17 protein-coding genes and 1 pseudogene are annotated in these 22,627 nt (G+C 42.2%); 5 read left to right on the forward strand and 13 right to left on the reverse strand.

What is annotated here, in order from left to right; genetic code table 11:
* The first annotated feature begins 95 nt into the window (after window positions 1-95).
* The gene (locus ACEN8J_RS19060) at window positions 96-1,433 is read left to right on the forward strand and encodes an exosporium glycoprotein BclB-related protein (RefSeq protein ID WP_495593854.1); all 1,338 of its coding nucleotides are present in this window, start codon (window positions 96-98) and stop codon (window positions 1,431-1,433) included.
* 68 nt (window positions 1,434-1,501) lie between these two features.
* Here ACEN8J_RS19060 and nirD read toward each other — a convergent pair whose 3' ends face one another.
* Together nirD and nirB are read right to left on the reverse strand one after the other, a co-directional pair.
* Window positions 1,502-1,831: a nitrite reductase small subunit NirD gene (gene nirD, locus ACEN8J_RS19065; RefSeq protein ID WP_495593855.1), complete on the reverse strand. Its 330-nt coding sequence runs from the start codon at window positions 1,829-1,831 to the stop codon at window positions 1,502-1,504.
* 39 nt (window positions 1,832-1,870) lie between these two features.
* Entirely contained in the window at window positions 1,871-4,300 is a 2,430-nt protein-coding gene (gene nirB / locus ACEN8J_RS19070; RefSeq protein ID WP_495593856.1) for a nitrite reductase large subunit NirB, read from the reverse strand.
* Window positions 4,301-4,706: 406 nt separating this feature from the next.
* Here nirB and ACEN8J_RS19075 point away from each other — a divergent pair, with 406 nt between their 5' ends.
* Genes ACEN8J_RS19075 through ACEN8J_RS19085 form a run of 3 tightly spaced genes read left to right on the forward strand, consistent with a single transcriptional unit; the run spans window position 4,707 to window position 8,706 of the window.
* Window positions 4,707-6,386, forward strand: coding sequence for a spore germination protein (locus ACEN8J_RS19075; protein WP_029515882.1), 1,680 nt, complete (start codon window positions 4,707-4,709; stop codon window positions 6,384-6,386).
* A gap of 24 nt (window positions 6,387-6,410) precedes the next feature.
* Window positions 6,411-7,514, forward strand: a complete 1,104-nt coding sequence (locus ACEN8J_RS19080) for a GerAB/ArcD/ProY family transporter (RefSeq protein ID WP_069010932.1) — start codon at window positions 6,411-6,413, stop codon at window positions 7,512-7,514.
* Window positions 7,507-8,706, forward strand: a complete 1,200-nt coding sequence (locus ACEN8J_RS19085) for a Ger(x)C family spore germination protein (protein ID WP_340931284.1) — start codon at window positions 7,507-7,509, stop codon at window positions 8,704-8,706. Before ACEN8J_RS19080 ends, ACEN8J_RS19085 begins: the two co-directional genes overlap by 8 nt.
* A 37-nt stretch (window positions 8,707-8,743) precedes the next feature.
* Here the strand turns inward: ACEN8J_RS19085 and ACEN8J_RS19090 are convergent, their stop codons facing one another.
* From ACEN8J_RS19090 to ACEN8J_RS19120, 7 genes are all read right to left on the reverse strand, one after another.
* Window positions 8,744-10,786 (reverse strand): serine hydrolase domain-containing protein, encoded by a 2,043-nt coding sequence (locus ACEN8J_RS19090; RefSeq protein ID WP_449291939.1) that lies wholly within the window; start codon window positions 10,784-10,786, stop codon window positions 8,744-8,746.
* 123 nt (window positions 10,787-10,909) lie between these two features.
* Window positions 10,910-12,211: a GHKL domain-containing protein gene (locus ACEN8J_RS19095; protein ID WP_449291938.1), complete on the reverse strand. Its 1,302-nt coding sequence runs from the start codon at window positions 12,209-12,211 to the stop codon at window positions 10,910-10,912.
* Window position 12,212: 1 nt separating this feature from the next.
* Window positions 12,213-12,953, reverse strand: a complete 741-nt coding sequence (locus tag ACEN8J_RS19100; protein WP_069291031.1) for a LytR/AlgR family response regulator transcription factor — start codon at window positions 12,951-12,953, stop codon at window positions 12,213-12,215.
* A gap of 210 nt (window positions 12,954-13,163) precedes the next feature.
* On the reverse strand, window positions 13,164-13,913 hold the full coding sequence (gene treR / locus ACEN8J_RS19105; protein WP_069010927.1) for a trehalose operon repressor: 750 nt from the start codon (window positions 13,911-13,913) through the stop codon (window positions 13,164-13,166).
* A gap of 76 nt (window positions 13,914-13,989) precedes the next feature.
* Window positions 13,990-15,954, reverse strand: a complete 1,965-nt coding sequence (gene treP / locus ACEN8J_RS19110) for a PTS system trehalose-specific EIIBC component (RefSeq protein WP_449291937.1) — start codon at window positions 15,952-15,954, stop codon at window positions 13,990-13,992.
* Between the two features lie 90 nt (window positions 15,955-16,044).
* Window positions 16,045-17,784, reverse strand: a complete 1,740-nt coding sequence (gene treC, locus ACEN8J_RS19115) for an alpha,alpha-phosphotrehalase (protein WP_165148214.1) — start codon at window positions 17,782-17,784, stop codon at window positions 16,045-16,047.
* Between the two features lie 273 nt (window positions 17,785-18,057).
* Window positions 18,058-18,639 (reverse strand): LysE family transporter, encoded by a 582-nt coding sequence (locus tag ACEN8J_RS19120; RefSeq protein ID WP_209949385.1) that lies wholly within the window; start codon window positions 18,637-18,639, stop codon window positions 18,058-18,060.
* Between the two features lie 114 nt (window positions 18,640-18,753).
* On the opposite strand from ACEN8J_RS19120, the gene ACEN8J_RS19125 reads away from it, so the two are divergent.
* Window positions 18,754-19,305, forward strand: coding sequence for a helix-turn-helix domain-containing protein (locus ACEN8J_RS19125; RefSeq protein ID WP_209949383.1), 552 nt, complete (start codon window positions 18,754-18,756; stop codon window positions 19,303-19,305).
* Window positions 19,306-19,420: 115 nt separating this feature from the next.
* Here ACEN8J_RS19125 and ACEN8J_RS19130 read toward each other — a convergent pair whose 3' ends face one another.
* The 4 genes and pseudogenes from ACEN8J_RS19130 to ACEN8J_RS19145 all read right to left on the reverse strand — a co-directional run bounded on the left by ACEN8J_RS19130 (window position 19,421) and on the right by ACEN8J_RS19145 (window position 22,456).
* On the reverse strand, window positions 19,421-19,990 hold the full coding sequence (locus tag ACEN8J_RS19130) for a sugar O-acetyltransferase (RefSeq protein ID WP_280921448.1): 570 nt from the start codon (window positions 19,988-19,990) through the stop codon (window positions 19,421-19,423).
* 183 nt (window positions 19,991-20,173) lie between these two features.
* Window positions 20,174-20,326, reverse strand: a pseudogene (locus ACEN8J_RS19135) (MFS transporter); the annotation flags it as partial.
* Between the two features lie 184 nt (window positions 20,327-20,510).
* Window positions 20,511-21,794: an MFS transporter gene (locus ACEN8J_RS19140; protein WP_069010922.1), complete on the reverse strand. Its 1,284-nt coding sequence runs from the start codon at window positions 21,792-21,794 to the stop codon at window positions 20,511-20,513.
* Window positions 21,795-21,799: 5 nt separating this feature from the next.
* On the reverse strand, window positions 21,800-22,456 hold the full coding sequence (locus ACEN8J_RS19145) for an ArsR/SmtB family transcription factor (RefSeq protein ID WP_029515896.1): 657 nt from the start codon (window positions 22,454-22,456) through the stop codon (window positions 21,800-21,802).
* Window positions 22,457-22,627: the final 171 nt, after the last annotated feature.

The raw sequence follows: 22,627 nt of genomic DNA on the forward strand, positions 1-22,627 counted from the left end.
CTTCAGAAAATATATTATGAGTATCTGCGAAACGGGGCGATGAACCACCTGTCACCTCTACTGTAGGAAGAACGATCAGGAGGAGATATTTGAGCATGAAACATAAAAAACCGTTCAGGTTCAGTGGTGCATCAAAAAAAGATGAAGACTGTAAACCAACAAGAGTAAATAGAAGTATCGAAGATCTTCTCAGGCTGATTAATGAAATGACCGCGATTATCCCCATCGTGTTCGCAAACCCTTCTGCGGCTAATGTATCTTCCTTGCAACAGGTTTTAAGACGTCTGTTGTCTCTGGCGAAAAGCTTAAGGCTTCGCGGCGGGGCCAAGGCAGACATACTGGCAGCGCTGGAGCTTGCTATTGTTGCGTTAGAAGCTACACCTTTCTCGCCGATCGGCGTAGGTACTGCACTGCAACAATTGCTGGATGCGCTATTGTCCATCGTTTTACAAGAATCCCTCGATCCTGCTCTTAAGGACAGCTTAATCAACGCGATCAGAATCACTGGAACGATGGTTAGCAACGTATTAGGTGAAACATACTTGTCAGGGGAGCCCGGTGCACAAGGAGCCCCAGGGCCTCCAGGGCCTCCAGGACCTCCAGGACCGGTGGGACCCGGCGGTGCGCCTGGACCAGCAGGTGGACCAGGGCCACAAGGACCTCCAGGACCTATCGGAGCGGCCGGACCTGTGGGCCTTGACGGGCCTGCGGGACCTGTTGGAGCGACTGGACCTGTGGGCGCCGCTGGGCCCGCTGGGCCTATCGGGGCCGCTGGACCGGAAGGCCCTGCCGGACCAGTCGGCGCTACGGGTGCTACGGGAGCCGATGGTCTACCGGGCGCGGTTGGCGCTGTCGGACCCGCTGGGGCCACGGGTGTTACGGGCGTTACAGGGATTACCGGAGCCACCGGCTCGGGAGCCATCATCCCGTTTGCTTCCGGAGGGCCTGCTACACTGACAACTGTTCTTGGTGGGCTGGTAGGAACCACAAGTTTGATCGGCTTCGGAAGCTCAGCTACAGGTATTGGCCTCGTAGGCGATACCATTGACCTCACAGGTACGCTTGTAGGACCGCTTATTAACTTTGCTTTTTCCGTACCACGGGATGGCGTAATTACCTCTATTGCTGGTTACTTCAGTACAACAGCTGCTCTGACCCTCTTAGCATCATCCGTTAGCATTACTGCCCAGTTGTTTAGTTCCCCAACACCTAATAATTCCTTCACAGCGATTCCCGGAGCTACCGTTATATTGACTCCCCCACTGACTGACATTGTTGCTTTGGGAACGATCTCTAGTGGTATTACTACCGAATTGGCTATACCCGTAACCGCGCAGACCCGTCTACTTATGGTCTTCTCAGCAACGGCTACAGGAGCCTCCCTCCTCAACACCGTGGTGGGTTATGCGAGTGCAGGCATTACCATTACCTGATCCAAGCCGAAAAGGGCCCAACAGGATTGTACTGTTGAGCCCTTTTTATTTGTATTCCATCAGATGAACTAAACCGTTTCGAGCGATATTTTTACTTCTTCTCCCTCTTCACAAACAGCGAACGTTTTAACTTGTCCGTGATCAGGCTCTTGAACGATGCCTGTCTGCAGGTCAATTTTCCAGTCATATAAAGGATCATAGATATAATGACCAGATACTATCGCCTCTGTAAGAGGACCTCTTTTGGGATGAGGATTGATATTTTCAACGGCATAAAGCTCATTCTCCGAAGTGCGAAAAACAGCAATTTCGACACCTTTGGTGTGGATGGTACGTCCTATTCTGATCGGAAAATCCTTACTGTGACCGACGACAAGCCATTCGGCATTTTTGATCATTTGCTTGATTGCTCCCTTCCTCAGGCATTTTAGATACAATTACACAATAGACGGGGTGACAACCTCGAATAAATTCTTGCGTGAATCCTCATCATTGATGATCTTTTTCCAAGGGTCTTCGACCTGTTGCAGTGCAAATTCAATACGTTCTACTAAAGCTTGGCGATTAGCTGTATCCTGAACGACTGCTTTCTGAATCTCTTCCAGACCGATCCGTTCCACCCACTCCGAAGTACGTTCCAGGTATTGTCCTGTTTCGCGGTAGAGTTGCATTACGCTACCTACAATATCAATCAACTCGGCGTCGGTTTTCACTTTACAGAGTGAATCAGCCAACCGTGCTTTAATACCGCCATTACCACCGATAAAGATCTCCCAGCCCCCATCATTACCTACGATTCCGATATCTTTGGTACATGATTCCGCACAGTTGCGTGGACATCCATTAACCGCTAATTTGAATTTTGCCGGGAAGTCCAGTCGTTCGAATTTCCGTTCCAACACTTCTCCCATTCCCATCGAGTCCTGTGTGCCAAACCGGCAAAATTGCGATCCAACACAGGTTTTAACCGTACGAAGTGACTTCGCGTAGGCATACCCCGACGGCATATCGAGTTCTTCCCATACTTTAGGCAGATCCTCTTTACGGACACCGATCAAATCAAGCCGCTGTCCTCCTGTTACTTTAACGACCTTAACGTTGTATTTAAGAGAAACATCTGCTATCTTCTTCAAATCTTCTGGGGTCGTTACACCGCCGTACATTCTAGGAACAACTGTAAACGTTCCATCCTTTTGAATGTTCGCGTGCAATCGCTCATTTACAAAACGGGAATCCCCCTCATTTTCATAGGTGTCCGGGTTAATCATTCCCAGATAGTAATTCAGCGCCGGCCGGCATTTGGAGCAACCTTCATCATTATGCCAACCCAGTACATTCATAACTTCACGCGTTGTTGTCAGCCCTTTGGTTTTGATCGCTTCCACAATCTCGTCCCGGCTCAATGTTGTGCAGCTACATATTCCTTGCTTGGCTGACGTCTTGAAGCTGTCTCCAAGAACATATTGTAGAATCTGCTCCACGACCGGCTTACATCCTCCACAAGAACGAGTTGCTCCGGTACATGTCTTAATTTCATCGACTGTAGTCAATCCATTGTCATTAATTGCATCAACAATGGCCTTTTTAGTTACACCGTTACAGCCACACACAATTTCATCATCGGCCATCGTTTCAGCGGATGATGTTTTCGACCCGTGATTGCTGCATCCAGTACCCATGAGCTGTCCATATATTTCATCTGTCATCAATGTTTGCTGACGCACATATTTTTGCAGGCTAGCAGATTCGCTCACATCGCCAAACAGTACAGTTCCAACAATCTTATTTTCACGAAGCAGCACTTTTTTGTAGGTCCGCTTCCACTCATCTTTTGCAACAATCACCGTATGTTCAGGCTGGGTTATGAATTCGCCAGCTGAGAAAACATCCACCCCTGAAATTTTGAGCTTGGTGGAAACCACCGATCCCATATAACCTTCAGTTTCCGCGCCTGCCAAATGTTTGGCAATGACACTTCCCTGCTCAAACAGCGGAGCTACCAGACCATAACAGATTCCGCGGTGTTCAACACATTCCCCTACAGCATATACATCCGGCACAGAGGTTCTCATCAAATCATCGACTACAATACCACGGTTCGTTTCCATACCACTTTGCACAGCTACCTGAATATTAGGCTTGATCCCAACCGCCATAACGACCAAATCCGCTTCCAGCTCGCTTCCGTCTGAAAACCGCAATCCTTGTACGCGATCTTGACCGTACACCTCCGAAGTTTGCATTTGCATAGCAAACTTGATTCCTTGGCGTTCTAGTTCTGCTTTTAGCATCGCAGAGGCTTCCCGGTCTAGCTGACGTTCCATCAAATCTTCCATTAAATGAACGACCGTAACATCCATCCCCAGATTGACCAGGCCTTTAGCTGCCTCCAGCCCCAACAGACCTCCACCAATGACAGCGGCCTTTTTATAGGTCTTTGCCGCTTCCAGCATTGCCGAGCAATCGGCGATATCTCGGAAACCAATAACTCCCGGTAATTCTTTACCCGGAATAGGCAGAATAAACGATTGTGAACCAGTAGCCACCAAAGCCACATCGTAATCAATTTCCAGTCCGTCTTCGGTGAGAATCTTCTTGTTCTCACCGTCGATACTTTTAACCATTTTTCCTGTATATAAAGTAATCCCTTGATCCGCATACCATTGCAAATCGTTCAGTATGATATCATCTATTGTTTTACTACCTTCCAACACATAAGAGAGCATGATCCTGTTATAGTTCGGATGCGGCTCACTTCCCAGGACTGTAATTTCATATTTATCTGTTAATTTTAAAATTTGTTCGACCGTATTGATACCAGCCATCCCGTTCCCTATAACCACAAGCTTCTTTTTACTGTTTATCATATACCGGTTCCTCCATTCATTCGACGCTACTTCCTATCCGACGACATCTCTACGTTTCTAATGAATATTGTTTATGCTTCTATTTTAATACAGCAGATAGAGCTATATGTGACTAGAATCACAATGTAGTTAAAATTAAGAATATTTAGGGATTTCCCTATTCCGTTTCAAGGGATTTTGCTCCATTCTCTACACTGGCTCTCAGTGCTAGATAGCTCTATAACAACAACAGAAGTGTTTCGTGTGAGATCTGCCGTAATGATTAGATTTAAAAATAGTGTAGTTGATGATCATTTGCTCTGGTCATCGAACGAATCTTTCCAGTTCATGTGTAAATACAACCTTTATAAGGAATACTTTAGGGACAACTTGTATCTTAGAATTGATTCGTTTGGAGGTGGTCATCTTGTGGTCTAAAATAATTTCTTATATTCCGAGCTGGAGTATACTCTTTCAAGCAGGCCTCGCGTTGATTATTCCTTTAGGGATTTATTATATAAACACCTCGATTTATTCGTTTGTCGGTAGTAAGGGAGCGAAATCCAAACATTCTTCCGGTCGGCCGCTCTCCGATGAAAATAACGAAGGGCACCTTGATCAACAGAATAAACCAAACTCTAAAATTACAGGGAATTACGATTCCGATTTAAATTCGATCCGAGAGTCTATAGGCGGAAATAGTGATGTGCATTTTCGTGAGTTTATGTTGAAAAAATTTCATGCTCGGTCCGTATTAGTCTTCATAGAAGGCATGCAGGATGAAAAGCTTATGAGCAATCAGGTATTGGAGGTCTTGATGTTTGAGGGCCAGCAGGACCAACAGGAACAGCCGGAAAGTATAAGTAGCTCTTTTATAAAAGATAGCTTGATGCCACTTACGCAAATTAGTGAAGTTACCAGTATGGAGGAACTGCACGAGTTCATCCTTTTAGGTCATACTGCCTTATTAATTGAAGGAATGAAGGAAGCACTACTGGTAGGCTCGCCTAATGGCGCCATTCGCTCCGTCAATGAACCAACCTCTGAAGCACTACTTCGGGGTCCCAGAATCGGTTTTACGGAAGTATTAAGTGAAAATACTTCGATGCTTCGACGCCAGGGCTTAAATAAAAGTCTGGAAATGAAGAAATTTCAAGTGGGAAGCCGAATCAAAAAGGATCTGGTTGTCGCGTACATCAAGGATATTGTGAATCCGGATCTTCTTGAAGAAGTAAACCGCAGAATATCAAAAATAGATATGGATTTTTTGGCTGAATCCGGTTATGTGGAGCAACTCATCGAAGACAATTATTTAAGTCCGTTCCAGCAGGTTCACAACACAGAGCGACCCGACCGTGTCATTAATGCATTACTGGAAGGAAGAATAGCCATTCTTCTGGACGGGACTCCCTTTGCACTTATTGTCCCGGTGACCTTCAGTATGCTGCTTCAATCTCCCGAGGATTATTATGAACGCTGGATTCCAGGTTCACTTTTACGTTTGCTGAGATTTTTTGGAGCTTTCATAGCGCTGATGGGCCCTGCTTTGTATATCTCTTTTATTTCATTTCATCCCGGTTTGATTCCGACCAAGCTGGTCATTAGCATCATTCAGACCCGTCAAGGCGTCCCTTTTCCTTCCGTCATTGAAGTCATGATTCTGGAAATTTCGATTGAAATCCTGCGGGAAGCCGGCATCCGATTGCCCAAACCCATTGGTCCTGCAATGGGCATTGTGGGAGGCTTGGTCATCGGCGACGCTGCTGTAAATGCGGGCATCGTCAGCCCCTTCCTGGTGATTGTGGTTGCGGTAACTGCCATTTCTTCATTTTCGATACCGACATACAGTGCGGGCATTACCTTGCGCCTACTGCGTTTCGTCGGCATGCTCTTTGCAGCAATCCTGGGGATGCTCGGAACCATATTGTTCTTTCTGTTGATTTGTATCCATCTGACGAAATTGAAAAGCTTCGGCGTCCCATATGTGACTCCCTTTTCCCCGATGCGTCTAAGCGACTTGAAAGATATGTACATCCGAGCTCCTATATCTCTAATGAAACGAAGACCTGTTATGATGAAAACGCAGCAAAAAAGGCGTAGACCATGATGCCAAGACGAAGGAGGAGCTACTGTGTTTAGACGCTCTGATGACAAGATCACAACGAAGCAGGCGGCTGTATTCCTGACCAATACCGTATTGGGCGCAGGGATTTTGACACTGCCGAGGGGTGTAACTGAACAAGTACAGACTCCTGATGCATGGCTTTCTGTCCTCATCGGTGGAGGTATTGTCATATTCGTCGTCTGGGTCATGGTGAAATTAAGTCAACAGTTTCCCGGAAACACCATATACCAATACTCCAGAAGAATTGTAGGCACTGTTCCGGGAGGAATCTTAAGCGTGCTATTGATTATATACTTTATAATCATTGCCGGCTTTGAAATACGTGTGTTAGCTGAAGTGACCATGTTTTTTCTACTCGAAGGCACACCCATCTGGGCGATTGTGATTCCATTTATCTGGGTAGGGAGTTATTTAGTTTTTGGAGGCATTAATTCTATCGCGCGACTGTACCAGATTGTACTTCCGATCAGTCTCTTCTTTCTGCTTTTCTGTTTTCTCTTTAGCTTAAGGATTTTTGAAATTGATCATCTTCGTCCCGTATTGAGTGAAGGGGTTTTACCCGTCATCAAGGGACTGAAATCAACTATCCTTGTTTTCAGTGGATGTGAAGTCGTCATGACACTGGTCGCTTTTATGCAACACCCCGAGAAAGCATTTAAGGCCATGGTAGTGGGGATCAGTATCCCTTTAATTTTGTACTTTTTGACCGTAGTTATGGTCATCGGTGGGCTATCGGTAGATTCCACTGTGACAAGTACTTGGCCTACCATTAATTTGATGCGCAGTTTTGAAATCCCCGGATTTCTTTTTGAACGTCTAGAGTTTCCACTGCTAGTGATCTGGATGATGCAAATGTTTTGTAATTCCTGCAGTTTTTTCTTCAATGCATCCTTAGGTGTTTCACAGGTGTTTGGTTTTAAATATCGTTATGCGGTTTTCGGTTTAATCCCGCTAATCTTTATCTCCACAATGACTCCTGTTCGTATGATGGAAGTGTTTAGCCTGGGCGATGCGATCGGATATATGGGAATCCTATTATTTATTTTGATTCCGGTATTTCTCTCCATTGTGTTCATGATCAGGAAGAAGGGAATGAAGCAAAATGTGTAGACGACCTATCCTATCTGTACTGCTTGCCTTTATTCTTCTGGTGACTCAAGTCGGTTGTTGGAGCAGCAAAGAAGTAGAGGAACTTAGCATATATACAGGACTTTCTCTGGATAAGGGAGAGCTCACTCCATTGGAACAGGATCTGGAGAAGAAAGGCAGCCGTTACTTCAAGAAAAATAAAATTACGGCCAGCGTACAAATCGTCCCCAAAAAATCATCTGGAAGCCCAAACCAACAAGGCGGAGGAGGGGGACAAGAGCCAAACTATAACAACATAACTGGCACAGGAGATTCTTTGCTTGAAATCTTCCGCCAACTCTCTCTCCGTTTGGATCGCCCCGTTATTGGCCACCATCTAAAGGTCATGGTGGTTTCCACCGAACTGGCAAAACAACAGACGATGCAGCAATTGATGGATTTTGTGCTTCGTGATAATGATATTCGCCCGAGTTGTTTGGTCTTTTTAAGCAAGGGACGAGCAGATAGTACTTTAGTTACCAAATATAAAGAAGAAGTCCCATCCATTCATATTCTGTATATGCTTCGTAACCATTTCAGAACCAGCAAGGTAATGAAGGGAGTAAATTTGTCTGAATTGGATGGGTTGATGCATTCCAAAAAAAGCTATATATTGCAAAACATCACTGAATCCGATGGAGAATTAGAATTTTCAGGTGCCGGCATTATTAAAGGAGATACCGGTCACTGGATCGGTACTTTGGGACAACAAGACGTGGAGAGTATTGGATGGATTACAGGGGATGTTAAGGGCGGAGCTGTCAAAACGTATGATAAGCGGAATGAAGCCATAACTTACGAAATCAAATCGGTAAAAAGCAAAATAACAACGAAGGTGACTGAGAGTAACGATATCTCGTTTCACGTAAAAATTGAATCCAAAGGACGTTTAATCGAAAACTGGGATGATAAAGCCGACCCGACTGAGACACAAAACATGAAGGAGGCTGAGAAAGAGTTTGAAGAACAAGTGACTAGCAGGATTAAGTCTCTTATGCACAAATTACAGTCAGAATATAAAGTCGATGTTGCCGGTTTTGGTGATCATTTGCATATTGAGGAACCGCAGGTGTGGAAAAAAGTAAAGGATGATTGGGATTACAAATTCAGCAAAACACCCGTAACCTTTGATATAAAATTATCCATTACGGATTTAGGTTCATCTGCTGAATGAAATAGTCGCTCCTGAATTTACAGAAGCGACTACACACTTAATTCAAATTGATTTTAAATACATCCCCTGCATTGCCACCCAAAACGATCAAGCCACCTTTGGGCAGTACAACCGAATTGTTATTGCTAGCAGTTGAAAATTGTACAACCGCTCCGTTTTCATCATAGACAGCGAACCCTCCGCTTGTTGGAAAATCAACGGTCATCGTTTTATTGGCTGAGTTTTTATCTATTTTATACCATGTGGCTTGGCCATTAGATGGTATGGTATACACTGATTTTCCTCCCAAGATAGGTTTAACAGCATCTTCACTGATATAGGATTGTCCATCTATGGTTAAATACTCCGAACCATCCTTGGTATAAAAATTCAGATCAAATGCATCTCTTCCACTCATAACAGGAATCTCAACGGCATTTACTGCTTTATTCTCATCCACAATTTTAGTTCCACTTGCGTATCCATTATGATCAACGGATATTTTTTTCGTTATAAATGAGGGAGCCAGATAAAATATGGAAGATATCTTTTCATCCAAAGCATAATAATTTTCCCCGTTTCTGTTTTCCCATGCCTTTTTAACTGTGGGATTTACAGGATTGGCATCTAGCTTTTGATATTCATAAGTCACCATAACCATTTGACCTAATCCCGGAAAGTCTAAATATAGGTTAGCCTTAATATACGTTTTCCCGTTTTTTTGTTTGTCAAAGCTTATGGCTACACTGCCATCACTGCTTTTGAATTGTCCATTGCCTGTATACACATATTTTTGCGCCGGGACGAATCCATCCAAGAAAGCAGGTAAATCAAACTCACCGTTTTTAATCTCTACATTGATGGTTGTACCCACAGAACCGTATAATCCCGAATAAGAAAGTAAATCAGATGGCATTTCCACTTTTACAGGAGGCTCAAATGTTTTCTCAGGTATGATGTCTTTAATGATGCCCTTATCTTTTAAAAGTTCCAATAAAATGTTAGAAGCAAAAATACTATCTAAGATGGAAGACCCTCCAGATGAAAGCACAGCCATAGAAATATGATGCTCTGGTATGGTGATCAAAGTAGAGTGATACAAAACAGTATCCCCACCCTTGGATAACGCAGTTATTCCGTAATCACTAAACGGTGCCAACTGAACCGCATCCCAACCAAGTCCATAATTAAAGCTGTTTGTCTCTTCAGGTACCCATATTCCTTTTCGATATTCATGACTTTGCATGGACTTCGCCGATTGGGCAGATAGAATATCGGGTCTGTTCCCCGTTAACACTTCTGAAAACATAGCCACCTCTTCTGCGGTGGAGTATAAGCCCCCTGTCCCAATGACATTGGCATTTTCAACCGGTAAGGCCCCCTCAATCGCAGGAAAATAAGTTTTGGACAGCTTTTGTCTATCAAATTGATCGAGAGGTGTTTTGGTAGATTTCAAACCTAAAGGGGTACTCATATGCTTTGCCAGGAAATCGGTGTAACTTAGACCGCTCACCCGCTCAACTAATATTTCAAGCAATTGAAATCCATCATTGGTATATACGGAATATTCGCCAGGGTTTGATTTTAAAGTTTCTGATTGCAACCTTAGCAAGAGCTCATCATGATTTTCTGTATCATTGTTATTAAATAACATACTATTTTTATAGTGAGCACCATAAAGACCTGACGAATGATTTAACAGCATACGCGGTGTAATTTGTTTGTATCTTTCATCAGACATTTTAAAGTCCTTAATGTATGTTGTTAATGGCTGATCAATATCTACCTTATGGGCATCCACCAGCATCATCGTTGCAGCAGATACATACATTTTGCTTGTAGAGCCTATACCGAACATCGTATCTTTGGTGATCGGCTCTTTGGTTGCTTTATTCTTTACACCCACGCTATCCGATAATACGATGTTTCCATGATCCATAATGGCATACTGCACACCGCTAACACCGTATTTGGATACCAGCTCCGAGGCCAGACTGCGAGCCTTTTCCTTGATAGGTTCAACAGTGCCTTGAGCAAAAGTATTCGTCATCGGCAGTACAAAAAGCATAGCAGAAACGAACACAGCTATTATTTTCTTCATTCCATATTTCCTCCTCTTATAACTTCACCAGATTTTATGACTGACCTGATCATACAATGAACGAGGATTCTATATAAAAAAACACCCTTAAACGAAAAAAACAATCCCTAAACAACATGATGTCTAAGGAATGTCCTTATAAAATGGCAATAAAACCATATTATTGAATACTTTATTTTTCGTTTCAATGGTCATATTCCCACCATATTTGTCACATATTCTAGATATATTGGTTAAGCCAATGCCATGAACATCTGGGTTTGATTTTTGACTATGCAAATGAGCCACTTCATTCTCCACATGATTAAGGATGTGAATGAAAAGCGCGGACTCATTGGAATGTATTTTAATAAGAATGTACCTGTCATCAGCAATCTTGACCTTTTTAGATGCTTCTATGGCATTATCCAGCATATTCCCTAGAACTACACATAAATCATAACGTTCAATATTTACTTTCTGTGAATATAAGTTAAGTTGGGTATCTATCTTTATGCCATTGGCTTGCCCAATATTAAGACTATTCGTGACAAGAGCATCTATAACCAGATTACCGGTATTAACCCTTTGATATGCTCCTTCGATTTTATTTAAGGTAACCTTAATATGTTCACTCGCCTCAGCCAATTCATTTCTCTTGATACATTCTTCAATATACAAAAACTGTTGGTGTGTATCATGAATGATTCTTTTTATATTTTTGAAGCTGTGAACCGTTTTTTCATAATTGGCATCTTGGTAGTCCATCTGATCTTGTAATTGAGCATTTTCATGCATTAATTGAAATTTTTCAATGACATTATCAAAAATATATATGATAAAAACATTTAAGGAAATAAAGCCAATAATAGAACCAAAATAATACATATTCTTTTCACTATAAACAGATAAAACATTGACCTGGTATAAACTTATGATGGGAACGATTAAAAATAAAATATAGTAACGATGCTGCAAAGGGAAGGTTCTTCGTTTGGCAAATAACCGTATAATCTGAATGACAGCAAACATGATAATGCAGCTGAGTAACATAACCTTAGAGAATATCAAGTGATCTTGTTCACTCAAATGGATAAAGTTGCTAATTTTAACAGAGCCTACAGCATATAAAATATAAAGAGATATAAAATTAACGATGGTTATCAATACAGCATAAAGGATAGAAAAGATGATCTTTGTCTTTATTTCCACTGTATACGATTGCGCTAAACTAAATATGACAAGTAATGCTAAAATCGAAGATATCGTAGGAGCCAAATAAACACTTAAATATAGGGAATCCAGCAACCCAAAAATAATGAAGTACACGAATCTGTTCGGCTTTCGATTGGACTTATCAAAAACCGAGTTAAAGTAAAAATTCACTTGGAAGCACATAACAAGGACAACGCAAAGATTAAGAAACAGGGAGTTATATTCCATCATATTAATGCATCTTCATGATCATAAATTTGGTATATAGATCTTTAACTTCTTTTATTTTAGAACGCCCAATAGGTAACTTCACATCATTTGACATCAAAACATCACCGCCAGCAAATTTTTTCACATGAATTAAGTTTATAATAATCGAACGATGAATTTGTAGAAAATTATGTTCTTTTAATGCTGAAGCATAGTCCGAAAGAATCCCTTTGCTATCATAGGTTTGAGTAGAGGTTACAAAATGCAGTTTGTTTTTTATGGTTAAGCTTTTGACCACTTCAATACTAATGATATCGTCATATTTTAAAAGCACTTCCTCATAAGCTGACTTGATGATAACGAATTTTTTATCGAGAGATTGAAAATATTGACACAGCTTTATCATTTTTTCCTCAAAGATATGGGGAGCAATCGGTTTTATTAAATACTGAAATGTGACTACGTCAAAACTTTCCACCATATATTCAGGGTAGCTCGTTAAAAAAACAATCTGTTCATCCAGGTGATTTAAACTTCTTATTTTTTGGGCGGTTTGAATTCCGTTCATGCCATTCATTTCAACATCCAATATTAAGATATGGAATGGAGACTCATGGTTTTGATAATGAGATACCAGCTGTTCTCCGGAGTCGAATAATTCAACTTTAAATTCTATACTGGTCTTTATCGACAAAGTAATCAGCATATTTTTAACAAGCTCTCTCTGCTTGTGCTCATCATCGCAGATAGCCACTCTATACATAAATAACATACACCTCCTTCCCATTGCATTGATCATGGAATTGTATTTTAAATAGTATATAACCTTTTAACATTCTATAAATAGCTTTTGGATAAAACGCAAATTCAAATCCCTCAAATGCCAGTATAGAAGCTGCTCAGCAGTTGCATCCAAGGTAAAAAAGAAACCCTCGTCTTAAAAGACGGGGTTTCTTAACTATATTATTGATCGTTATTTTAGAAAATCTGCTCTCTTGTCTCCACCGTGGGAACGTCTGGCAAAGTCGACAAATTGGAATTTGTCCAGCCGATGCCTTGACTCGGTATACTGGAACAACGTGGTGTCCTCCAGATAAACATAGTTACGTACTACGACCACATGAGTGTAGTTCTGAAGGTCCATCAGCCTATGATCTTCTTCGTCTGCATTTTCTACGGAAACGACTTTTTTGGCATAACTGATTTGAAGATGGAGCTCTCCCTCCAAATATTCGTAGATGGATCCACGACTAATTTCCTCAGTAAGCACAGATACAATGTCTGATCGAAAGTAATCTTTGTCCAATATGACGCATTCACCTTCAATTTCACGTGCACGAACGACTTTCCAGACCAAATATTTGTCTTTGTCAATCTCAAGATGATTGGCTATGTCATCTGGAACTGGAAGTAGTTGATTTTCATGTACAATGGTTCGTGATGTACGCCCAATCCGTTCGGACATTTCCTTAAAACTGACCAGACCTCCTATAGGAAAATCCATCCGTCCCATATCCAGAACAAAAGATCCTTTAGCTTTTATTTTATGGATATACCCATTTTGTGCAAGCAAATGGAGTGCCTTACGTACGGTTTCGCGAGAAGTGTTATACTCCCGGGCCAGTTCATTTTCAGATGGCATTTTCGTACCTGGAGCCAATTCGCCTGTCTGAATCTGTCCCGAATAATCCTGATAAATTTGCAAAAATATATTCTTTGTCAATTTTCATCACCACGTTCATTGTAGCATTCTTTCACTTCCCTGTTCACTATAATAGACTGTGCGAATTGAAACTGAATTAATTCCTATGACCTGATGAAGAATTCAAATGAATTCTCATTAAGGTATACTGCAAATCGTCTGCCTCACCTGGCAGTTCCTCAACCGATTTAATCATACTTTGGCCATCCGGGACAATGACAGGTGTAATGATGGGATATCCGGATTTCTGAATCAGATCACGGTCAAATTCCATCAATAGTTGTCCTTGCTTCACAGTTTGATCTGTCTCCACATGTATAGTGAATCCCTCACCCTTCAGTGACACCGTATTGATCCCCACATGTACCAGAATCTGTACACCTGTCGGATGCTCCAAAATCAAGGCATGCTTGCTTTTCATCATGATATGAATAACTTTTCCGCTGAAAGGGGCAAGAATCTTGCCATCCTTCGGTTCCACTGCGATACCGTGTCCCATCTGCCGTTCGGCAAAAGCCGGATCAGGAACCTGCTCCAATGGCACAACACGTCCCAGTACCGGAGTCTTTACTTCAAGCACATCCAGTGCAGAATTTTGACGGCCCGAATCTTTCCGTACGGAGTCGTTAGCTGGTGTAGCTGGAGTCTGACGGCGCTTATTTAGCAGTTTTCCATACATAAAGGTTAAAGTGAACGGTACAATCAATACGATCGCCATCCCAATGAAGAATACACCCCAGTTGTTTGGGAAAATAGACAAGAAGCCTGGAATCCCTCCCACACCAATGGAAGAAGCCATCACATGATTTACGGTAAGCAGTATACCTGCGATACCCGAACCGATCATTCCAAATACGAACGGATATTTATATCGGATATTCACCCCGAATATGGCAGGCTCGGTTACACCCAGAAAAGCAGACACAGAAGAGGTAAGAGCCAACCCTTTTCCCTTTTGCTCCTTCAATACCAGCATCATGGCCAATGCTCCGGCCCCCTGAGCGATATTGGACAGCGCCAGCATCGGCCAGAGGAACGTCCCACCCTGCGTACCAATTAATTGCACATCCACCGCCAGGAAAGTATGGTGCATTCCCGTAATCACGAGCAAGGAGTACAAGCCTCCATAGATCAAGCCTCCCACCGCAGGAGCCCAATCGAAAACGTATACAAGACCAGACGTAATAGCATTACCAATCATAAAAGTAACCGGACCGATCACTGTAAAAGCCAGAAATCCCGTTATTAATAATGTAATCGGTGCCACGAGTAACAGCTTAAATGAATCCGCTATCTTTTTATTTAGAAATTTTTCAATTTGTGCAAGTACGTAAGCGGATACTAAAACAGGTAAAACCTGTCCTTGATAACCAATCTTGTTCACTTCCCACCCAAACAAATTCCAAACCGGAACGGTTCCTTTGGTAACGGCATCCGCATAACCGTATGCACTTAATAGATCTGGGTGAACCAGAATCAGACCCAGTACAATCCCGAGTAAAGGACTGCCGCCAAACCGGACAACGGCTGACCATCCAATTAAGGCAGGTAGGAATGTAAAAGCGGTGCTGGCAATGGTGTTAATGATAGCAGCAAAGTCAGTCCATTGAGGATAGACCTGAACCAGAGCCATACCTTCGAAGAAAATCCCCTTGCCTGTCAAAATATTATTTATTCCAAGTAATAAACCTGCAGTCACGATTGCGGGCAAGATGGGGATAAAAATATCTGCCAGCGTCTTGATGGCACGCTGAATTGGATTTTGTTTTTTGCTTGCTGCATTTTTGACATCGTCTTTAGAAGCCCGACTACCTCCTGTAATGGAGATCATTTCGTTATATACCTTATCCACCAGGCCTGGACCAATCACGACCTGATACTGTCCTTGTGAAGAAAATTGGCCTTTGACCAAATCATTTTGTTCCAGTGCATCTTTATCTACCAGCTTATCATCATAAAGGGCAAATCGCAGACGAGTTACGCAATGCGTAGAGGCCTCTATGTTGTCTTTGCCACCAACGGCTTTTATAATGTCTTCTACCTGTGATCTTTCAATCGCCATCTAGCCCACTCCCTTAACGTTTGCTCTTTTTTAGCAGCAACCCCGGTTATAAAAAATAACGTTCCCGGGGTACTACTAGTTATCTCCATACTATTCACTAAGACTACGGACAATCCACATATATGAAGCATATGGGGCCAAAGTGATCTCTTGTTTTAGCTCCGGGACGTGCTGGGTATTACCTATTAAAAGCTCAGCCGCACCCAACGCTTGATTTTTTAATGATGAATAAAATGAATCCGGTATACGGAATTGCGCATCCTGTCCGCTAAAATTAGAGATGACGATCAAAGTCTCCTCTTCATTGCTGCGTTGATAGGCGTAGACCTGAGGATGAGCTTCGTCCAAACGTTGATAACTCCCGTCAGTAAGGACCTGCACCGTCTTACGCAGGTGAATCAGCTGACGGTAATGATTGTAGATCGAGTTCGGGTCCTCTAACTGAGACTGAACGTTGATCTGTGGATATCGTTCATCTACCTTAATCCAAGGCGTGCCTGTAGTGAAGCCCGCATTGCGAGTGTTATCCCACTGCATCGGTGTCCTCGAATTATCACGAGACCGCTCTCGAATGATATTCAATGCTTCTTCTGCACTTTTGCCTTGTTCCTGTAAGATACGATACATATTCAGAGATTCAACATCCCGAAACTCTTCAATATCTGCCCACTGCGGGTTGGCCATCCCAATCTCTTCACCTTGAAATATATAGGGTGTTCCTTGAAGACCATGTAACGTGGTTGCCAGCAGCTTGGCGCTTTCCGCATGGTATTCGCCATCATCCAAAAAGCGAGAGATCGCCCTTGGCTGATCATGATTGTTAAAAAACAATGCACTCCAGCCGCCACCTTGTTGCATGCCCGTTTGCCAATCCGAGAATAGCTTCTTCAACAATTCAAAATCATATGGCATCAATTCCCACTTATGTCCATTTGGATAATCTACCTTCAAATGATGAAAATTAAAGGTCATGGACAATTCTTTTCTTTCTGGATTGGAATAACGGATACAGTGATCCAGTGAGGTGGAGGACATCTCCCCTACAGTGACACTGTTATACGCTGAGAATACTTTCTCATGTAATTCATGAAGGTATTCATGCACACTTGGGCCGTCCGTATAATACTTACGCCCGTCCCCAGGAGCCGTGCTTCCATCGTCGTCCGAGAATTGCTGATCTTTGGAAATCAAATTAATGACATCAAGTCGGAAGCCACTAACTCCCTTCTCTGCCCAAAATTCCAGCACATTAACAACTTCCTGACGAACTTTGGGATTTTCCCAGTTTAAATCCGCCTGCGTCTTATCAAACAGTGTCAAGAAATATTGGTTTGTAGCCTCGTCATACTGCCAAGCTGGTCCACCAAACTTGGAAATCCAGTTGTTCGGAGGTCCTCCATCGGGTGCTGGGTCACGCCAGATATAATAGTCCCTGTACTCACTATCCTTAGAAAGCCGCGCCTGCTGAAACCAGACATGCTCTGTGGAAGAATGGTTAACCACGATGTCGATCATCAAGTGCATCCCACGCGCCCGAATTTCCCGGCTCAATTCTTCAAAATCCTGCATTGTTCCATAGTCAGGATTAATCCGGCAATAATCGGCTACATCATACCCGTTATCACGTTGTGGTGAGACATATACAGGCTGCAACCAGACAATATCGACACCCAGTTTTTGCAAATAATCCAGCTTTTGCGTCAGTCCTCTTATATCACCGGTTCCTTTACCCGTCGTATCGTTAAAACTTTTGGGATAAACCTGATAGACTACTGATTTTCGCCACCAGTCCTTATCTTGAGGAATCAAAGTCCTATTCGTTGCTTCCATTCATGCTCATTCCTTTCTTGCGAAATGAAATAGCGTAAAAAATAATATAACGCTTTCAACAACTTGTATATACAAGATTAAGCCATGTATATACAAGTTGTCAACAGCTTTATTTATTAAGGTAATACCCGTTTTGCAGCTAAATGATCAGGAGACTCATCCATTCTGTCCGATTGTATGTTATAACTCGTAAAATAAGCTCAATTCACACGAAAAAAAAGCTCCTGCCTATAGTCAGGAACCTCCCTTTTCTATGATGGATAGGGTATTCATTTACATCCATATCGATAGTGCACTATAAATCAGTAATAAGGCCATTATAATATTGAAGGAGTGCTCATACTTGTTCAAGAAGCGCTGAAACATAGCCCCAAAAACCGCCCAGCACACTACAGCTACAAAACCAATACAGGTCAGGAGTAATGAAATCGTAATAAGCTCTATATACGATACATCATAAGGCATTACAAACGTTGAAATGACCGTAATACCATACAAAATGACTTTTAAATTAATAAATTGCAGCAGCAATCCTGATTTGAAGGTATATCCTTCATTGTGATCATTGTTTTTCGCAGAAGGTTTGCTCTTCGCTATTTTTACTGCCAGATAAAGCATGTACAGACTACCCAGTACATTCATCCAGATTTTAACCCGTGGCAAAAAATGATACAAAGCAAGATTAAAATAGCAGGCTAACAGCATAATAGCGAAACAGCCAGCTGTTACTCCCAGCAAAAATGGGAATGCTTTTTTCAAACCTAACCGCCTGGCACTGTCTAAAGACATAATATTGTTGGGACCTGGCGTAAAGCTGGTAACAAGTGCATAAGAAAGGAACGGAATAAACGGCATACAATAATCAACTCCAGTGTGTTATAATTGAATAAAATGTACGTTGAAACGCACGAATGTACTTCATGATTGTACATTATGTTCTTTATATAGCACAATAGGGAGCGAAGAATTATGGAGAATATTAATCTAATTTTAAGTAAAAATCTAAAACATCTAAGAAATGAAAGAAAATTGAGTTTAGATAAATTAGCTGATCTGACGGGGATCAGTAAAACGATGCTCGGTCAGATTGAGCGGGGAGAATCTAATCCCTCGATTACAACCGTATGGAAAATTGCGAACGGCTTGAAAATCTCTTTCACTGCTCTGATTAACGAACCACCTGCAGATGCGGTAGTCGTTCCTAAAAGCAAAGTACACGTGCTTGAAGAAAATAATCACTATCGGTTGTATCCGTTTTTCCCCTATGAAGGAAACAGAAATTTCGAGGTTTACACCGTAGAGATTGAAGCAGGCGGGGAACTAAGTTCAGCCCCACACCGTGAGGGTACTGAAGAATTTATTACGGTATTTGAAGGTGAAATGGTGGTAAAAGTCAGTGAGGAAATGTACACGGTGAAAGCCGGGGATTCGATTCGGTTTAAAGCAGATCGCCCACATATTTACTATAATCTAGGAGAAACACTAGTACGGATGAATATGATTATTTATTATTCTGTATAGTTCCACCATGTGATCCTAAGTGTCCAAGACTTTAAATTAAATGATCCTATTAAAATTAGGAGCTCTTTTAATAGGATCATCGGTACAAATATTAAATGATTAGCCTGTATGCTGTTTAGGAGATTTCAATTTGTTTAATTATTCGCGCTGGATTTCCAGCTACAACCACATGATCTGGAATATCCTTGGTTACTATTGCACCTGATGCCACGACGACATTATTACCTATCGTAACACCAGGATTGATCACTGCTCTCCCGCCGATCCATACATTGTTGCCAATCTTAACAGGCTTTCCATACTCTGGGCCAGCGATTCGTTCAAACGGATCTATGGGGTGAGTTGCTGTGTAAATATGAACTCCTGGAGCCAGGAAACAATTATCTCCAATGCGCACTTCGCAAACATCCAAAATGGTACAGTCAAAGTTGGCATAGAAATTATTTCCAACATGGATGTTGTATCCGTAGTCACAACGTATGTTGGGTTCCATGCCTATATTTTCACCAGTTGATCCGAAAAGCTCCTTAAGTAACTTTTCACGGTACTCACGATCCGTCTCTGTCGTCTGATTAAAGAGACGGACACATCTTCTCGCATACTCTCTTTCACTCGTTAATTGAGGATCAGCAGCTACATACAGTTCTCCATCTATCATCTTTTGTTTTTCCGTTTTCATAGTCATGCGACAATCCCCTTTATTTTTTAATCTGATTTTTTCTTTCACTCCAATGGGTTGGGCTGCACCCGATATCAAACCAGCGACCATAACGCCAACAAGCACTACAATCAAGGCATGCAGAAGTTCCAACATGTTCACCTAAAAACCCTAAGCCTGGGGGATCTATAAGTAGTCCCGCTAAAGAAATGCAGCTAATCCAAAAATAATGATTCCCATTTCGGCAGTCGAGACATGTAAATTACCCCGTATAGTAGGCGTTCGAGATACCCAGGAAGCAAAAGCTACACCCGGTAAAGCGAACAACAAAAACAAGATATTACGAATTACCCGAGGATTCATGGATGATTCTACTGGCATTTACATATCTACTTATCACCACTTTTTATTAATGTTTTAATAAGTTATATCATAATTAGTCATTCTATTCGTATCCAAACTATTTGTCAAAAAGAGAACTATGGCTGCTTCCCCCCGACAGTTAGGTAAACACAAAAAAACGACCATAAGGTCGTTTTTTGCTAGTCTATGCTCTCTTTGAACGCATCCATAACATGATAGGAAGTAACGCCAGCGCCAGAATTCCTCCCGCATAAGAAAGTATGGAATAGCTTGAATTTGCTACGATCATCCCGGACAGTGCTCCTCCCGAAGCTCCTGCCAAAGCAATAAGTACGTCCACCGATCCCTGTACCTTAGCTTGATTAGATATTGTCGTCGAATCTACAATCAAAGCGGTTCCACTAATCAGTCCAAAATTCCACCCTATCCCTAAAAGAGAAAGCGCCACAATAAGCAAAACCATCGAATCAGTGGGAGCCAACGCAGCTACTACGCCAGCGAGAAGTAGCGTTACAGCTGAAGCCATCGCCATCGCTATACGACCAATCTTATCGACAAGAATACCCGTAACTAGAGACGGAAGATACATAGCACCAATATGAAAACCGATGACTAATCCTACTTCGCCGAGTCCATGTCCATGGTGCTTCATATGTACGGGAGTCATCGTCATAATCGCAACCATGACAATTTGAGTTATTATCATGATTAAAGCGCCAAGAATAATTCCTTTTCTACCATCACGAGTAGCCTCAAGATCAGAAGACGACTGGCTTCCTTGTGCCGCCTGATTCGCAACTGCTTTGGCCACCAATAAAGGGTCAGGATGAAGAAGTAGCAATAATATTATGCCTGCTAATGTATAGGCTACCGCCGCTAAAAGAAAAGGTCCCGCTAAACTGGGAACTCCAATGGATAACGCAAACTCTCCGGTAACGTTAACTAAGTTGGGACCGGCTACCGCTCCGATCGTTGTAAAGACCATAGCCATACTCGCAGCTGTTGCCCTCTGCTTTGAACTTGCGAGATCTGTACCGGCATAACGAGCCTGCAGATTTGTAGCCGTTCCCGATCCATAAACAAGAAGGGAGACTAGAAGCAGGGTAATACTATTCATAAGGGCTGCAACAACGACACCGATCGCCCCAACTCCCCCTGCAATAAAACCGAGTCCCAGCCCCATTCGTCGGCCGAATCTTTGGGAAAACCGACCAACGAGGAGCGCTGCAGCCGCTGAACCAAGTGTAAATAGTGCCGCAGGAATCCCCGTAAATTTATCCGTACCCAGCATATCTTGCGCCAACAACGCACCAACGGTTACTCCGGCAGCAAGTCCGGCGCCTCCAAAAATTTGAGAGAAAATAACGGTGATAAGCGTACGACGATACAGTTTTCTTTGCTTATCTGAAGATTCCGCATAGGAATTGATAAGCGCTTGCCTCTTCTGCGAAGCATTCGTCAAATTCATTAAGGCTAACTTCCTTCCCTGATAAAGTCGTTCCAATCATGAACACTCTTATCCAAGTGTCTAGCTTCGAAACCACGAGCCTGCAACAATGCAATAGCTCTAACCGCCATTAAGCAATACGGGCCTCTGCAATAAGCCACAATCTTCGAGTCGGCTGGCAACAAAGATAACTGCTCCGCTAATTCTTCAATTGGAACGGAAACAGCCCCCGGTATATGAGCAGTTTCATATTCATCTCGCGGCCGTACATCAAGAAGTGTGACCTCTCCTTTTTCCATCCGCATTGCCAATTCTTCCATTGTGACTCCTTCAACATCCGAGAATTGACCCAAAAATTGCTCCTTAATGTGCTGAACTTCAATTAACTGCTTTTCAGACAGGTCATACAGTGAATTTAAAAAGTGCAAAACAGATGAATCAGAAAGTTCATAATACACAAAGTTTCCCTGCTTTTTGGATTGAACCAACTTAGCTTGATATAGAGTTTGTAGATGCTGAGAAACATTGGCAACGGACATCGAAGTCATTTTAGATAGAACTTCAACTGATTTGGGTCCTTGTATGAGAATATCAAGAATTTCCAACCTTTTCGGGCTGGACAAGCATTTTCCGATCCGTGCGTATTCGGTGAAAAGCCCATCTTTGAAATCTCGTTCGTTCACTATTAAACACCCCATCCATTAAACTATTCAATTAATTTCTTTAATAGCGAAATTATAAAACTTTCTTATTTTTATGTCAATTCTGAAACCTACCTATATATAAAAATAAAAAAGACCAGCCCAGAAGCTGGTCAAGAGTAACAATAATACGTAAGCTAAAATACAATGTCT

The organism is Paenibacillus sp. Paensp38, from assembly GCF_059491915.1.

What these genes read in the sequence shown, in the direction of transcription:
- ACEN8J_RS19090 (WP_449291939.1), bottom strand. Translation starts at nt 10,786, where the DNA reads ATGAAGAAAATAATAGCTGTGTTCGTTTCTGCTATGCTTTTTGTACTG.
- ACEN8J_RS19125 (WP_209949383.1), top strand. Translation starts at nt 18,754, where the DNA reads ATGGAGAATATTAATCTAATTTTAAGTAAAAATCTAAAACATCTAAGA.
- ACEN8J_RS19130 (WP_280921448.1), bottom strand. Translation starts at nt 19,990, where the DNA reads ATGACTATGAAAACGGAAAAACAAAAGATGATAGATGGAGAACTGTAT.
- ACEN8J_RS19085 (WP_340931284.1), top strand. Translation starts at nt 7,507, where the DNA reads ATGTGTAGACGACCTATCCTATCTGTACTGCTTGCCTTTATTCTTCTG.
- ACEN8J_RS19095 (WP_449291938.1), bottom strand. Translation starts at nt 12,211, where the DNA reads ATGATGGAATATAACTCCCTGTTTCTTAATCTTTGCGTTGTCCTTGTT.
- ACEN8J_RS19140 (WP_069010922.1), bottom strand. Translation starts at nt 21,794, where the DNA reads ATGAATTTGACGAATGCTTCGCAGAAGAGGCAAGCGCTTATCAATTCC.
- nirD (WP_495593855.1), bottom strand. Translation starts at nt 1,831, where the DNA reads ATGATCAAAAATGCCGAATGGCTTGTCGTCGGTCACAGTAAGGATTTT.
- ACEN8J_RS19120 (WP_209949385.1), bottom strand. Translation starts at nt 18,639, where the DNA reads ATGCCGTTTATTCCGTTCCTTTCTTATGCACTTGTTACCAGCTTTACG.
- nirB (WP_495593856.1), bottom strand. Translation starts at nt 4,300, where the DNA reads ATGATAAACAGTAAAAAGAAGCTTGTGGTTATAGGGAACGGGATGGCT.
- treC (WP_165148214.1), bottom strand. Translation starts at nt 17,784, where the DNA reads ATGGAAGCAACGAATAGGACTTTGATTCCTCAAGATAAGGACTGGTGG.
- ACEN8J_RS19060 (WP_495593854.1), top strand. Translation starts at nt 96, where the DNA reads ATGAAACATAAAAAACCGTTCAGGTTCAGTGGTGCATCAAAAAAAGAT.
- treP (WP_449291937.1), bottom strand. Translation starts at nt 15,954, where the DNA reads ATGGCGATTGAAAGATCACAGGTAGAAGACATTATAAAAGCCGTTGGT.
- ACEN8J_RS19100 (WP_069291031.1), bottom strand. Translation starts at nt 12,953, where the DNA reads ATGTATAGAGTGGCTATCTGCGATGATGAGCACAAGCAGAGAGAGCTT.